Source organism: Streptomyces hyaluromycini (genome assembly GCF_002217755.1).
Lineage (GTDB): Bacteria > Actinomycetota > Actinomycetes > Streptomycetales > Streptomycetaceae > Streptomyces > Streptomyces hyaluromycini.
This window is the reverse complement of record NZ_BCFL01000021.1, coordinates 34,053-47,405: the sequence shown is the minus strand read 5'-3', so window position 1 is coordinate 47,405 and position 13,353 is coordinate 34,053. Positions and strand designations below refer to the sequence as shown.

13 protein-coding genes are annotated in these 13,353 nt (G+C 71.8%); 5 read left to right on the top strand and 8 right to left on the bottom strand.

Annotated features, from left to right (window positions below; translation table 11 throughout):
- Positions 1 to 38: 38 nt before the first annotated feature.
- On the bottom strand, positions 39 to 1,649 hold the full coding sequence (locus SSP29_RS24535; RefSeq protein ID WP_089102967.1) for an MFS transporter: 1,611 nt from the start codon (positions 1,647 to 1,649) through the stop codon (positions 39 to 41).
- A 260-nt stretch (positions 1,650 to 1,909) separates the two neighbouring features.
- Here SSP29_RS24535 and SSP29_RS24525 point away from each other — a divergent pair, with 260 nt between their 5' ends.
- Together SSP29_RS24525 and SSP29_RS24520 are read left to right on the top strand one after the other, a co-directional pair.
- The gene (locus SSP29_RS24525) at positions 1,910 to 3,217 is read left to right on the top strand and encodes a mannosyltransferase family protein (protein ID WP_089102966.1); all 1,308 of its coding nucleotides are present in this window, start codon (positions 1,910 to 1,912) and stop codon (positions 3,215 to 3,217) included.
- Positions 3,218 to 3,454: 237 nt separating this feature from the next.
- On the top strand, positions 3,455 to 4,474 hold the full coding sequence (locus SSP29_RS24520) for a phosphatase PAP2 family protein (protein ID WP_089102965.1): 1,020 nt from the start codon (positions 3,455 to 3,457) through the stop codon (positions 4,472 to 4,474).
- A gap of 138 nt (positions 4,475 to 4,612) precedes the next feature.
- On the opposite strand, the gene SSP29_RS24515 is transcribed toward SSP29_RS24520, so the two are convergent.
- On the bottom strand, positions 4,613 to 4,828 hold the full coding sequence (locus SSP29_RS24515) for an I78 family peptidase inhibitor (RefSeq protein WP_089102964.1): 216 nt from the start codon (positions 4,826 to 4,828) through the stop codon (positions 4,613 to 4,615).
- 495 nt (positions 4,829 to 5,323) lie between these two features.
- Positions 5,324 to 6,019: a LysM peptidoglycan-binding domain-containing protein gene (locus SSP29_RS24510; protein ID WP_089102963.1), complete on the bottom strand. Its 696-nt coding sequence runs from the start codon at positions 6,017 to 6,019 to the stop codon at positions 5,324 to 5,326.
- Between the two features lie 540 nt (positions 6,020 to 6,559).
- Here SSP29_RS24510 and SSP29_RS24505 point away from each other — a divergent pair.
- Both SSP29_RS24505 and SSP29_RS24500 read left to right on the top strand, forming a co-directional pair.
- A complete protein-coding gene (locus SSP29_RS24505; RefSeq protein WP_089102962.1) occupies positions 6,560 to 7,345 on the top strand; it encodes a DUF8842 C-terminal domain-containing protein in 786 nt (261 codons plus the stop codon).
- Between the two features lie 162 nt (positions 7,346 to 7,507).
- The gene (locus tag SSP29_RS24500; protein WP_089102961.1) at positions 7,508 to 7,915 is read left to right on the top strand and encodes a hypothetical protein; all 408 of its coding nucleotides are present in this window, start codon (positions 7,508 to 7,510) and stop codon (positions 7,913 to 7,915) included.
- Between the two features lie 68 nt (positions 7,916 to 7,983).
- On the opposite strand, the gene der is transcribed toward SSP29_RS24500, so the two are convergent.
- From der to aroH, 5 genes are all read right to left on the bottom strand, one after another.
- On the bottom strand, positions 7,984 to 9,468 hold the full coding sequence (gene der / locus SSP29_RS24495) for a ribosome biogenesis GTPase Der (RefSeq protein WP_089102960.1): 1,485 nt from the start codon (positions 9,466 to 9,468) through the stop codon (positions 7,984 to 7,986).
- A 91-nt stretch (positions 9,469 to 9,559) separates the two neighbouring features.
- The gene (locus SSP29_RS24490; RefSeq protein WP_089103351.1) at positions 9,560 to 10,147 is read right to left on the bottom strand and encodes a lysophospholipid acyltransferase family protein; all 588 of its coding nucleotides are present in this window, start codon (positions 10,145 to 10,147) and stop codon (positions 9,560 to 9,562) included.
- A 53-nt stretch (positions 10,148 to 10,200) separates the two neighbouring features.
- Positions 10,201 to 10,887, bottom strand: coding sequence for a (d)CMP kinase (cmk, locus tag SSP29_RS24485; RefSeq protein WP_089102959.1), 687 nt, complete (start codon positions 10,885 to 10,887; stop codon positions 10,201 to 10,203).
- Positions 10,888 to 10,983: 96 nt separating this feature from the next.
- A complete protein-coding gene (locus SSP29_RS24480; RefSeq protein WP_089102958.1) occupies positions 10,984 to 12,069 on the bottom strand; it encodes a prephenate dehydrogenase in 1,086 nt (361 codons plus the stop codon).
- Positions 12,066 to 12,428, bottom strand: coding sequence for a chorismate mutase (gene aroH, locus SSP29_RS56245; protein ID WP_089102957.1), 363 nt, complete (start codon positions 12,426 to 12,428; stop codon positions 12,066 to 12,068). Before aroH ends, SSP29_RS24480 begins: the two co-directional genes overlap by 4 nt.
- A 234-nt stretch (positions 12,429 to 12,662) precedes the next feature.
- Here aroH and SSP29_RS24470 point away from each other — a divergent pair, with 234 nt between their 5' ends.
- Complete coding sequence (locus SSP29_RS24470) at positions 12,663 to 13,334, top strand: hypothetical protein (protein ID WP_089102956.1); 672 nt, start codon at positions 12,663 to 12,665, stop codon at positions 13,332 to 13,334.
- Positions 13,335 to 13,353: the final 19 nt, after the last annotated feature.

Sequence of the window (13,353 nt, the reverse complement as noted above, 5' to 3'; positions counted from 1 at the left end):
CCTTGTCCTCCCACAACCACAAGGGCCGGCCCACCGGGCTACGCCGAGACGCGGGACCTTTCCGGTTCGCGGGGGGCGGGGACCTCCACCGGGGTGTCCTCGCAGTGCATGGCTCGCGGCAACCGCAACGCCATCACCGCCCCCAGCAACAACAGCCCCGCGCTCACCAGCAACGTCACATGCAGACCGTGCACATAGGAGTCCCGCGCCGCCCGGCGCAACGCCGACCCGGCCGGCCCGCCCAGCCGGCCGGCGACCGCGTACGCCTCCCCCAGCGAGTGCCCCGCCGCGGCCGACGCCGACGCCGGTACCCCCGGCACCCCGGCCAGCCCCGGCGCGTACGCCGCGTTCATCACGCTGCCGAGGAGCGCGATCCCGATCCCCGCCCCCAGCTGGTACGACGTCTCGCCGATCGCCGCCGCCCCGCCGGCCTGCGCCGCCGGCGCCTCGCTCAGCATCGACTCGTACGCCCCGAAGAGCGTGGTCTCCAGACCGAAGCCGAGGAGCAGGAAGCCGAAGAGCAGCAGGCCCGCGTTGTCCGCCCCGCCCATCGCCGTCAGCGTGAGCACCGCCGCCCCGGTCAGGCAGAAGCCGAAGCACACCATCCGGCGCGGCCCGAATCGCCGCAGCAGCCGCGCCCCGGCCAGCCCCGCGGCCATCGCGGCGAGCGTCAGCGGCAGCAGCCGGAGCCCGGTCTGCAACGGCGAGAGGCCCAGCACCAGCTGCAGGTACTGCGCGGCGATCAGCTCAAGGCCCACCAGCGCCAGCATCGCCAGCACGATGCAGCCCACCGCCGTACTGAACGCCGGCCGCGCGAACATCCTCAGGTCCACCAGCGGGAACGCCCGCCGCCGCTGCCGTCGTACGAAGAGGACCAGCAGCAGCGCGCCGAGCACGAGCGGCACCACCGTCAGCGCACTGCCCGCGGGCTCGCCGCCGCCCAGGCGCTTCACGGCGAACACCACGCCGAACAGGCCGGCCGCCGCCATCAGCGCGCCGACCACGTCCCAGGGGCCGTCGCGGTCGCCGCGCGACTCGGGGAGGAAGAACCGGCCCACCGGGAGGCTGACCAGCATCAGCGGGATGTTGACCAGGAAGACGGAGCCCCACCAGAAGTGTTCGAGGAGGAAGCCGCCGAGGAGAGGGCCGACCGCCGCGCCGACCGCCGCCACCGCACTCCAGATGCCGATGGCGAGGGCCCGCTCACGACGGTCGGGGAAGACCTGCCGGAGGATGGAGAGGGTGGCCGGCATGATCATCGCTCCGCCGACACCGAGCAGCGCCCGGGCTCCGATCAGTGCCGCCGCGCTCGGCGCGACCGCGGCCGCCGCGGAGGCGATGCCGAACAGGGCGTAGCCGAGGAGCAGAACGCGCCGCCGGCCCACCCGGTCGCCGAGCGTGCCGAACAGGATCAGCAGCGAGGCGCAGACCAGCGGGTAGACGTCGACGATCCAGAGCAGTTCCATCGCGCCGGGCTTGAGGTCCTCGGTGACGGCGGGAACCGCGACATGCAGCACGGTCGCGTCGAGGGCGACCAGCAGCAGACTGACACAGAGGACGACGAGGACGACCCAGCGGTTGGCACCGGCACCGGCCCCGGACACCGTCCGAGGGCGCGGTCGTACGGTGGCCGTGGTCGTCCCGGACATGTACGTACCTCCCAGATGGTCCCTCGCGTGCGGCGGACGGGCGGGGTGGGGACGCCCCGTCGTACGGCCGGAGAGGAGCGGGGTCTCCGGCCCGCGCATACGAACGCGAGTGACATGTCAGCGTACGCGAGTTCGTTCCGGGGGCACGTGGCGGACCTCTCACACTCTCCGGAGAACTCATGTGGCGTACACCACTGCCCCCGCTCTGCACCACGCCCGCACGCACCCCGTGGTTCCGTGCCCCGTCGATAATCGAGCCCGTGACCGATCTTGAAACGCCCATGGCGGTACCGCGCGCCCCTGCCCTGCGCCGGGCGGCGCCGGCCCTGCTCGGGTACGCGGCCGTACGCGCCCTCGGCCTGGTCGTGCTGGCCGGGTGGAGCGCGGCACGCGGCAGGAGCGCGTACACCTTGTTGACGGCGCGCTGGGACTCGCTGTGGTACACGCGGGTCGCCGAACTGGGCTACGGCTACGAGGTGCGGCTGCCGAACGGCGACGTCCACTCCAACCTGGCCTTCTTCCCGCTGCTGCCCTGGCTGGAGCGCCTGCTGCACGCGCTCGCGCCGCTGTCGTACGCCGACGCCGGCTTCACGGTGAGTCTGCTCGCCTCGCTGGCCGCGGCCTGGGGGATCTTCGCGGTCACGGACGTCGTGTACGGCCGGCGGGTCGGGGTCTGCGCGGTGCTGCTGTGGGCCGTGCTGCCCGTCGGGATCGTGCAGTCGATGGCGTACAGCGAGTCGCTGTTCACGGCACTGGCCGCCTGGTCGCTGTACGCCGTGCTGACCGGCCGCTGGGTGACCGCCGGGGCGCTGGCCGCGCTGGCGGGGCTGACCCGGCCGGTGGGGCTCGCCGTGGTGGCGGCGGTGTGGACGGCGGGGGTGGTCTCGTTCGTGCGGGATCGGAGCAGGGGCGCACAGGACGGTGGTGCGGACGTTCCGGACGGCGCGCGGGACGACGAACGCGCCCCTGAGGTGTCCAGCGCCGCCCGCGCTCGGCGCGCCCCGCAGGCAACCGGCGCACCTCACGCGACACGCGCCCCCCACATCGCCATCACCACCGCCGACGCCCCGCCCTGGCGCCGCGCCCTCGGCATGCTCCTCGCCCCCGCCGGCACCGCCGCCTACGTCCTGTGGGTCGGCCGTCGCACCGGCAGGGGCCCGCTCGGCTACCTGGACGTCCAGGCGGGCTGGCGTAACGGCTTCGACGGCGGCTATGCGTTCGCACGCTTCGTAGCCGACAAGTTCACGTCATTTCCGTCCGCTCTCGCCGGAGCAGGTTTGATCCTCGGTGTCGGCCTCCTGCTGTGGCTCTACGTGATCGGCGTCCGCCAGCGGCAACCGCTCCCCCTGCTGGTCTACACGGGTGTCGTCCTGGCGCTGGCACTGTGTGCGTCGAGCTACTTCGGGTCCAAGCCGCGGCTGCTGATGCCGGCCTTCCCGGTGCTGCTGCCGCTCGCCCGGGCCCTCGCCCGGCTGCGCACCGGCAGATCAGTGCTGGTCACGGCGGGTGTGGCGGTGGCCTCGGCGATCTATGGCGCGTTCTGGCTGAACGGCTCCGGACCTCCATGATCATTTGGGTGCCCCGATGAGCAGCCGGAGAATTCCACCCCATGCTTTGGTTAACGAATTCATAAGTGCCATAAAACGGCGACCCGACATGATCAAAGGAATTGAAGGACGGACCCGCCGAGGATTACGGAATCCTTAGAATTCGGAGGCCTCCTGAGAGGTTTCCCACATCACATCGTCATCACAAAGCCGCAGTTTCGACCGGGAACAGAGCTCACTCGCTGTAACGTCGATTGGGTGCGTACCGAACGAAACCTCACCCGTCTGGACCGGGTGTTCGCCAGGCTGGACCGTGAGCCGGAACGGCCGGCCCACATTGATGTGCCGAAGATGAGCCGGCACCGGGTCGTGTTGTTCACCGCGACCCTGGCCTTCTACCTGGCGATCGTGTGGGCCGTCGTGATCACGTCGTGGCTGGTCCGGCTCGACTGGCAGGTCATGTTCTTCCGGCCGTACCAGCAGTGGTCGGGGATCCACTGGTTCGTCGACTACTACGTGGTCCTCGGCCAGCGCGGCCCGACCGCCGTGATGGTCGCGGCCTGGCTGGGCTGGCGCTCGTGGCGGCAGCACACCCTGCGCCCGATGCTGACCCTCGGCGCCTCCCTGCTGCTGCTCAACATCACGGTCGGCGCCGCCAAGCTCGGCATGGGGCGCCTCGGACCGCACTACGCGACCGTCATCGGCTCGAACGAGATGGGCCTGGGCGGCGATATATTCCCCAGCGGACACACCGCCAACGCGGTGGTCACCTGGGGAATTCTGGCATATCTGGCCTCCACCCCGAGGGCCCGCCGCTGGCTCTCCGCCGCCTCGGCGGTCACCTCCCTCGGCGTCGGCATGTCCACCGTCTACCTCGGTACGCACTGGCTGAGCGACGTGTTGCTGGGCTGGGCCGCGGGGCTGCTGATCCTGCTGGCGCTGCCGTGGTGCGAGCCGTTCATCGCCCGCGCCGAGACCTCGCTCTTCGACCTGCGCGACCGCTGGCGCGCCCGCCGCGGCAGCACGGTGCCCGCCCCGGTCCCGGTGCCCGTGGTCCTCAAGCCGCGGCCGACGCCCGTCGACCAGACGACGCCGGAACCCGAGCCGGTCTCCCTGGCCCGCGCGCCCAGGGCCCCGATCCATCTGGCACCCGGCCCGCACACCGCCCGCTCGGAGCGCACCCCGGTGACCCCGGCGGGCAGCCGCCGCCCGCCGCACCCCGAGCGGCAGCCGCGCGGCACCGCCACCCAGGCGGCCCGCCCCGTGGCGGGCGGCTGACGGCCGCCCCACCGGTACGACAGGGCGGTACGACAGGCCGCGGTACGACAAGCGGGGGTCAGGTACGCACAGCCGCCCCCGGCACCGCGAAGGCCCCGGTTCCCCACTGCGGGAACCGGGGCCTTCGCCGTCGTACGGTCAGCCCTTCCAGGCGCGCGCCACGACGCCGTCCCGCACCTCGAAGTTGAGCCGCCCCGTCCGGTACTCCATGGTGATGATCGCGCCCGGCGGCAGCGAGCGCACCGTCGTCCACCCCCGTTGCCGGGCGAACCGTTCCGCGTCGCCCGCGTCGAGGCCTACGTACCCTTGCGGGCTGTCCTGGGGCTCCTTCGGCGGAGCGGTGTCCGGTGCCATGCGGCCCACGCTAGGCCGCTTCCGGCGGAGACGGAAGCCGAAGTCCCACGTCCGTCTCCGGTCACGCTTCTGTCACAGAATCACGACACGCGTTTCGGTCGAACTCTGTCACACGTACGAGCGGTTCCATGCGCCTTCCTGGCGCATTCGAGCGCAATTCCCCGATGCCGGTAGGGTCTTCCGAAAAGCCGCCGGAAAGAACCGGAAGCCTGGATCCGGGACACTCCGGCGCCTGCATTCCATTCCGATTCCGCCGGGACGCACCGAAGCTGACACCGCATAAGAGATTCACCGGTTCGGCACAGAACCCCCGTAGCGCGCGGGTAGGAGCGGGGTTGCGGCAACGTGAACTCGGAGCATGCCGTCCGCACATGAATCGGCCTCACATACGGGCATGCGCCCCTCATTCGGAGCATGTACATGTCCCCACGAAACGCACCATGCCCCGCCCGGTCGGACCGGGCGGGGCATGGTGGTGCGGGGCAGGGGTTCGCGTCAGAGCGCGAGGCGCTGCCCGGGCACGATGAGGTTCGGGTCGTCGCCGATGACGGCCTTGTTGGCGGCGTAGAGGCGCTGCCACGTGGTGCCGTGCCGCTCGGCGATCTCGCTCAGGGTGTCGCCCTTGCGGACGGTGTAGTCACCCTTGGCCGAGGTGCGGCCGGTGCCGGCCGTCGGGCGCTGCGGCGTCTTCGCCGCGGGGGCCGACTTCCGGGTGGTCGTCGTGGTCGACGACTTCGACGACTTCGTCGCCGACTCCGTGGTGCTCTTCGTGGTCACCGAGGCGCTCTCGGGCGCCGAACCGGTCGCCCCGGCCCGCGCCGAGCAGACCGGCCACGCGCCCCAGCCCTGGGCGTGCTGGACCTTGGTGGCGACGGCGATCTGCGCTTCCCTGGAGGCCTGGTCGGCCGTCGCGGCGTAGGCGGTGCCGCCGTACGCGCGCCAGGTGGAGGCGGAGAACTGGAGTCCGCCGTAGTAGCCGTTGCCGGTGTTGATGTGCCAGTTGCCGCCGCTCTCGCACTGGGCGATGCGGTCCCACACTCCATTGTCCGCCGCCGCGGCGTTGCCGGTGGCCGCCAGCAGGCCCAGCGGGGCGAGCAGCGCCGCTCCGGCCAGGGCGGCTGTCGTACGGCCCTTGCGGGAGCCGTTCTTGGCGACGGCGGTCTCACGGGTGGTATCGGCACACTCGGACATGTATTTCCCTCTCCACATACCCGGGGTCCCCCAGGCGGGACGCGGTCCCCGCGCGATGGACGCGGTTCCTCGCGCTCGCCCCGTCCGCCGCGGCCGGTACTGCGGTGGTGCTCTGCCTGATGTGGCCGGCGGACGTACCCGAGCGGTGCTCGCTGCACACGGCGGAGGAATCTAGAGATCGGGAACGCCCGAAATCAACCAACTCCCTGTCGGGCCAGGCCAGTTCGGTGTTACCGTGGGTAGCGGCGATTTTCGGCCACCCACTACATTCCCTGATTTCGTCATTTGTCGACCATGGGTTCGATGGATCTGTGATTCACTTCACCGCGTCAAACTCCTTTGACTTGCGAAGAGTTGACGGGGAGTGCCGGATTCCGCACGAGGAGTGACCCTGTGCAGCGGATGGTTCGATCCCGATCCCCCCGATGCGTGACCCCCACCACAGATCACCCGTTGTCTTCTTCATGAGCCCGCGACCCCGGGGGCTCACGGACCGGGAGCCCCCCGGGCCTTCACGCACCGCATCCCGAGGGAGCCACCGTGCCGCGCATGCTCGACGTCAGCGACGAGGTACGCGCCGAGATCGGCGACGAAGAAGCCGACCGGCTGCTCGCCGGAGACAACGCCCCCGGCAGCTACGACTGCACGTCCTGCCGCACCCCGGGCGACTCCGAACAGGAGCGCACCAGCACCGTCCTGTTCATCGGCGACGAGACCGCCGTCCTGGCCTTCGCCCACGCCACCTGCCTGCCCTCGCAGGTCGTCCAGGTCACCGAGGAGCAGCTGCAGGGGGCGGTCCGCTCCATCAACGGCGACAGCGCGCCGGGCGGCGGGCCGCAGAAGTCCGTGCCCGAGCAGGCGGTGCTCGGGGTGACCAGCGGACTCGTGCTGATCGCCGGGGAGTTGCACCCCGCGCTGGTCGTGGAGCCGACCTCGCCGATCGTGCGGCCCGGCACGGACGGGGTGGGCGACGACTTCCTGCCGCTCCTCATCGAACAGGGCTTCATGCCGGTGCCGGAGCTGTCCGCGGTGCCGCCGGTGCTGCACGGGTGGTCGGTGCTGCTGGCGGTGGGTCAGCTGCACGCGGTGCTGCAGCCGGGCCCGACGGGCGGGCAGCCGGTGGCGTGGTGGCAGGCGCATCAGCCGCTGCAGGTGACCGACGGGTGGCGGGCGGCCGCCAACAAGCACCAGCAGGTGCTGATGTTCGCGGCGCCGGTGGGGTCGATCGGGCGGCAGCCGCGGGAGGACCTGCTGCGCGACGCGATCGACAAGGCGGCGGCGAACGGGAAACTGGTGGCGGCGGCGTTGCCTCTTGCGGGGGTGTGAGGCTCGCCCACGGAAGTGGGAGCTGCGGTCCGGATCGCGAGTGCGGCAGCGTCGTGGTTGCTCGCGCCCACGCGGCGGTAGCCGCAGATTCAATACAGCCCCGCGCCCCTAAAGGGCGCCTGAGAGCCGCATCTCTTCAAGAATCCGGTCGTTTGGACATACGTGCACGCATACGACCTTCCTCCCCACCGGCCGTCCTTCTCCGCCGTTCCCGCTGCTCGGGCGGCTCAGGAGGCCCCGGGCGGGCTCTCGGCCACGCCGATCTACGACTCGCTCTATACGGAGTGGGTCAAGGCCTTCCGTTCGCTGCCGGGTGATCGCAGCGGTGAGGAGTCGCTGGGGTTCGTCGCCTTCGGGAGCGCCCCGTTCAGTACCGGCACCCACGGTCTGGGGTCGTACGGAGGGAACTCGTACAGCGCGTACAGCGCCGGTGCCTACAGCGCCCGGAACGGCGGCGGGCAGCCGCAGCCGCCGCAGTGGCAGCGGGTCGGGACGCTCGGGCGGGCCCAGGAGACCGGGATGACGCCGGTCCCGGCTGCGCTTCCGCCGGGACCGCGCCGGGGGCAGTGACGGCCACGTCCGTGCCGCATGCGTGAGGGGCGGCCACCGCTGACGGTGGCCGCCCCTCACGCATGCGGTTACTTCTTCTTCGTGCCGCGCTTCTCGCGCACCCGCACGGAGATGTGGATCGGCGTGCCCTCGAAGCCGAACTCCTCGCGCAGCCGGCGCTCGATGAAGCGGCGGTAGCCCGCCTCGATGAAGCCGGAGGCGAACAGGACGAAACGCGGCGGCTTGGTGCCGGCCTGGGTGCCGAAGAGGATGCGCGGCTGCTTGCCGCCCCGGACGGGGTGCGGGTGGGCCGAGACCAGCTCGCCGAGGAAGGCGTTGAGGCGGCCGGTGGGGACGCGGGTCTCCCAGCCGGCGAGGGCGGTCTCGATCGCGGGGACCAGCTTCTCCATGTGGCGGCCGGTGCGCGCGGAGACGTTGACGCGGGGTGCCCAGGCGACCTGGCCGAGCTCGGTCTCGATCTCGCGCTCCAGGTAGTAGCGGCGCTCCTCGTCGAGGGTGTCCCACTTGTTGAAGGCGAGGACGACCGCGCGGCCCGCCTCGACGGCCATGGTGACGATGCGCTGGTCCTGCACCGAGATGTTCCCGGAGGCGTCCAGCAGGATGACCGCGAGTTCGGCCTTCTCGACGGCGGCCGCGGTGCGCAGCGAGGCGTAGTAGTCGGCGCCCTGCTGGAGGTGGACGCGCTTGCGGATACCGGCGGTGTCGACGAACTTCCAGGTGATGCCGCCGAGCTCGATCAGTTCGTCGACCGGGTCGCGGGTGGTGCCGGCGATCTCGTTGACGACGACGCGCTCCTCGCCCGCCACCTTGTTGAGAAGGGAGGACTTGCCGACGTTCGGGCGGCCGATGAGGGCGATCCGGCGGGGGCCGCCGACCCCCGTGCCGCCGAAGGTCTGCTCGGGCGCGTCGGGCAGCGCCTCCAGGACGGCGTCCAGCATGTCGCCGGTGCCGCGGCCGTGCAGGGCGGAGACCGGGTGCGGCTCGCCGAGACCGAGGGACCAGAGGTAGGCCGCGTCGGCCTCGCCGCTGGGTCCGTCGACCTTGTTGGCGGCCAGCACGACGGGCTTGCCGGCCTTGCGCAGCAGGCGCACGACCGCCTCGTCGGTGTCGGTCGCGCCGACCTTGGCGTCGACGACGAAGACCACCGCGTCGGCCGCCTCGATCGCGTACTCGGCCTGGGCCGCCACCGAGGCGTCGATGCCGAGGACGTCCTGCTCCCAGCCGCCGGTGTCGACGACCTTGAAGCGGCGGCCCGCCCACTCGGCCTCGTAGGTCACCCGGTCCCGGGTGACCCCGGGCTTGTCCTCGACGACGGCCTCGCGGCGGCCGATGATGCGGTTGACCAGAGTCGACTTGCCGACGTTCGGGCGGCCGACGACGGCGAGGACGGGCAGCGGACCGTGGCCGGCCGCCTCGATGGCACCCTCGACATCCTCGATGTCGAAGCCCTCTTCCGCGGCGAGCTCCATGAACTCCGCGTACTCGGCGTCGCCGAGCGCCCCGTGGTCGTACTCGTGCTCAGCCGAGTCGCCGGGCTGGATGTGGTCGTTCATGAAGTCCGTACCTCGTCGTTCATCGTGGTGATCGGTGGATCAGACCTGCTGCGGGCTCTCTCCCACGGGCTGATCCACTACTCAGTGTCGCCTAGCGTCCGGTCAGACGCCTGGCGTTTTCCAGGTGACTGGTGAGCTGCTTCTGGATGCGCTCGGTGGCCTCGTCCAGGGCCTTTCGGGTGCGTCGGCCGCTGCCGTCGCCCGCCTCGAAGGGATCGCCGAAGACGACGTCGACGCGGGCGCGCAGCGGCGGCAGCCCCTTTATCAACCGTCCGCGCCGCTCGGAGCTTCCCAGCACGGCCACCGGGACGATCGGCGCCCCGGAGCGCACCGCGAAGTAGGCGAGGCCCGCGCGGAGCGCGGCGAAGTCGCCGTCGCCGCGGCTGCCCTCGGGGAATATGCCGAGCACTCCCCCGGCCTCCAGGACGCCGAGCGCCCGGGTGATCGCCGCGCGGTCGGTGGAGTGGCGGTCCACCTTCAGCTGCCCGATCCGGGTCAGGAACGGGTCGAGCGGCCCGACGAACGCCTCCTTCTTGATGAGGAAGTGCGTCGGCCGGGGCGCCACGCCCATGACCATCGGGCCGTCGATGTTGTGGGAGTGGTTCACGGCCAGGATCGCCGGACCCTGCGCGGGCACCTTCCAGGAGCCGAGCACGCGCGGCTTCCACAGCCCGTACATCAGGCCGACCCCGATGCGGCGCCCGGTCTCGGCGCCCCGCTGCGACGGAACGCTCACTTCCCGGCCCGCTTCTCCTCGACGAGGGTGACGACGCACTCGATGACCTGGGCCAGCGTCAGCTCGGTGGTGTCCACCTCGACCGCGTCGCCAGCCTTGGCGAGCGGCGAGGTCTTGCGGGAGGAGTCGGCCGCGTCCCGCTTGACCAGGGCCTCGCGGGTGGCGTTGACGTCGGCGCCCTTCAGCTCGCCGCTGCGGCGGGCCGCGCGGGCCTCCGGGGAGGCGGTGAGGAAGACCTTCAGGTCGGCGTCGGGCAGCACGGTGGTGCCGATGTCCCGGCCCTCGACGACGATGCCGTCCGCGGCGGCGCGGGCCAGCGACCGCTGCAGCTCGCTGATCCGGGTCCGCACCTCCGGTACCGCGCTGACCGCGCTGACCTTGGAGGTGACCTCCTCGGTGCGGATCGGGCCGGCGACGTCCACGCCGTCGACGGTGATCGTCGGCTTGACCGGGTCGGTCCCCGAGACGATCTCCGGCTTGCCGGCCACCGCGGCGATCGCGGTCGGGTCGGTGAGGTCGATGCCGTTGGTCACCATCCACCAGGTGATGGCCCGGTACTGGGCGCCGGTGTCCAGGTAGCTCAGGCCGAGCTGCTCGGCCACGGCCTTGGAGGTGCTCGACTTGCCGGTGCCCGAGGGGCCGTCGATCGCGACAATCACGGGCTTTACGGCGCCGTTTTCCACGGGGGGACACCTTCCGGGTGCAGGGTGGTGGGTGGTGTGCGGGCGGCAGTGCGCCCCGCACAAGGTTACCGGCCCCCGGGACCGCCGTTCTCAGCCCTACTGCCGCAGCGCCCAGCCCCGGTCCCGCAGCGCCGACGTGAGCACGGGCACGGCCTTCGGCTCCACCCACAGCTGGACGTGACCGGCCTGCTGACCGGTCGCGTGCTCGATCCGCACGTCCTCGACGTTGACCCCGGCCGCCCCGGCGTCCGCGAAGATCCGGGCCAGCTGACCGGGCTGGTCGTCGATGAGCACCGCCACGACCTCGTACACCCGCGGCGCCGACCCGTGCTTGCCGGGCACCCGGACCTGACCGGCGTTGCCGCGGCGCAGCACGTCCGCGATGCCGGCCCCGCCCGCGCGCCGCTTGTCCTCGTCGGAGGACTGCAGGGCGCGCAGGGCGCGGACCGTCTCGTCGAGGTCGGCGGAGACGTCGGCGAGCAGGTCGGCGACCGGGCCGGGGTTCGCGGAGAGGATGTCGATCCACATCCGGGGGTCGGAGGCGGCGATCCGGGTCACGTCCCGGATGCCCTGTCCGCACAGCCGTACGGCCGACTCGTCGGCGTTCTCCAGGCGGGCCGCGACCATGCTGGAGACCAGGTGGGGCATGTGGGAGACCAGGGCCACCGCGCGGTCGTGGGCGTCGGCGTCCATGACCACCGGCACGGCACGGCAGTGCGAGACCAGCTCCAGGGCGAGGTTCAGCACCTCGGTGTCGGTGTCCCGGGTGGGGGTGAGCACCCAGGGCCGGCCCTCGAAGAGGTCGGCGGTGGCCGCCAGCGGCCCGGACTTCTCCCGGCCGGACATGGGGTGCGTGCCGATGTACGACGTCAGGTCCAGGCCGCGTTCCTCCAGCTCCCGGCGCGGGCCGCCCTTGACGCTGGCCACGTCGGCGTAGCCGCGCGCCAGGCCCCTGCTCATCGCGTCCGCGAGAACGGCGGCCACATGGGCGGGCGGGGCGGCGACGAGCGCCAGGTCGACCCGCCCGTCGGGGGCCTCGTCGGTGCCGGCGCCGAGCGCGGCCGCGGTACGGGCCTGCTCGGGGTCGTGGTCGGCGAGGTGGACGACGACGCCCCGCTGGGCGAGGGCGAGCGCGGCGGACGTGCCGATCAGGCCGGTGCCGATGACGAGCGCGGTTCTCACTGGGCGATGTCCTTGCGCAGGGCGCCCGCGGCACCGAGGTAGACGTGACTGATGTCGGCGCGCGGCCGGTCGGACTCGATGTGCGCCAGTATCCGGACGACCCGGGGCATGGCGCCCGCGATGTCCAGCTCCTGGGCGCAGATCAGCGGTACGTCGACGATGCCGAGCTTGCGCGCGGCGGCCGCCGGGAAGTCGCTGTGCAGGTCGGGGGTGGCCGTGAACCAGATACTGATCAGGTCGTCGGCGGTCAGCCCGTTCCGCTCCAGGACGGCCGTGAGCAGCGCTCCGACCTGCTCGTCCATGTGACCGGCCTCGTCCCGCTCCAGCTGGACGGCCCCCCGGACCGCTCGTACCGCCACGGCACCGCTCCTGTTCTGACGTCGGCCTCTTGGTCCGTCCAGCCTAGTCAGACCGCCGCCGGGCCCGTGCGCCGTGCCCGACCGCTGAGATGAGGCCGTTGCCTGCCATGGCCCCAATGTCACGTGTGACAACCCATTCCGCCACTTGGGGGGAAACACCCCTGTGCGCCTCTTTACGCCGGGCCCGCCGATCCGCTCTGATGGCAGGCAGACCCGCCTCGGGGGAGGCCCGCCATGAAACGTCCCGGTCCCTTGCTGACCCTGCTCGCGGGTCTGCTGCTCGGCCTGTTCATGCTGACGCTCAACGCGACGACGGGGACGAAGACCGCTTCGTCGTCGTACCAGGAGAAGTCACCGAGCCCGGCGCCGACGAAGACCACGGCGTCCCCGTCGCCATCGCCATCGGCATCTCCGTCACCGTCTCAGTCGCCGTCGAAGATCTCCGATGCCTCCTACGCAGGCCGCACCGACGACGACTCGTCCTCCGTCGCCGTCTCGGTCCGCGACGGCAGGGCGATCGCGTACTTCTGCGACGGGCACAGCAAGGAGTCCTGGCTCAAGGGCCGGGTGAACCCCGACGGCAGCATGAGGCTGACCGGCGGCCACGGCGCCGTACTGAACGGCACGCTCCAGGACAACAGCCGCATTCGCGGGGCCGTCGACCTGGACGGCGGCCACTACGCCTTCACCGCGCGGCGGGCCGTCAAGGGGTCGGGGCTGTACCGGGCCACGGCGACCGTGCGGGGCGCGAAGGTCGACGGCGGCTGGATCGTGCTCGCCGACGGCCGCCAGGTCGGCATCGTCGACCGCGACGGCAAGCCCTCGGCCGCACCCCGCATCGACCCGGAGACCGGCGCCGTGACGGTCGACGGACAGCAGCTGACGGCGAGCCCAGTCGTCCCCTGACATCCGGCCGTGACCCGAG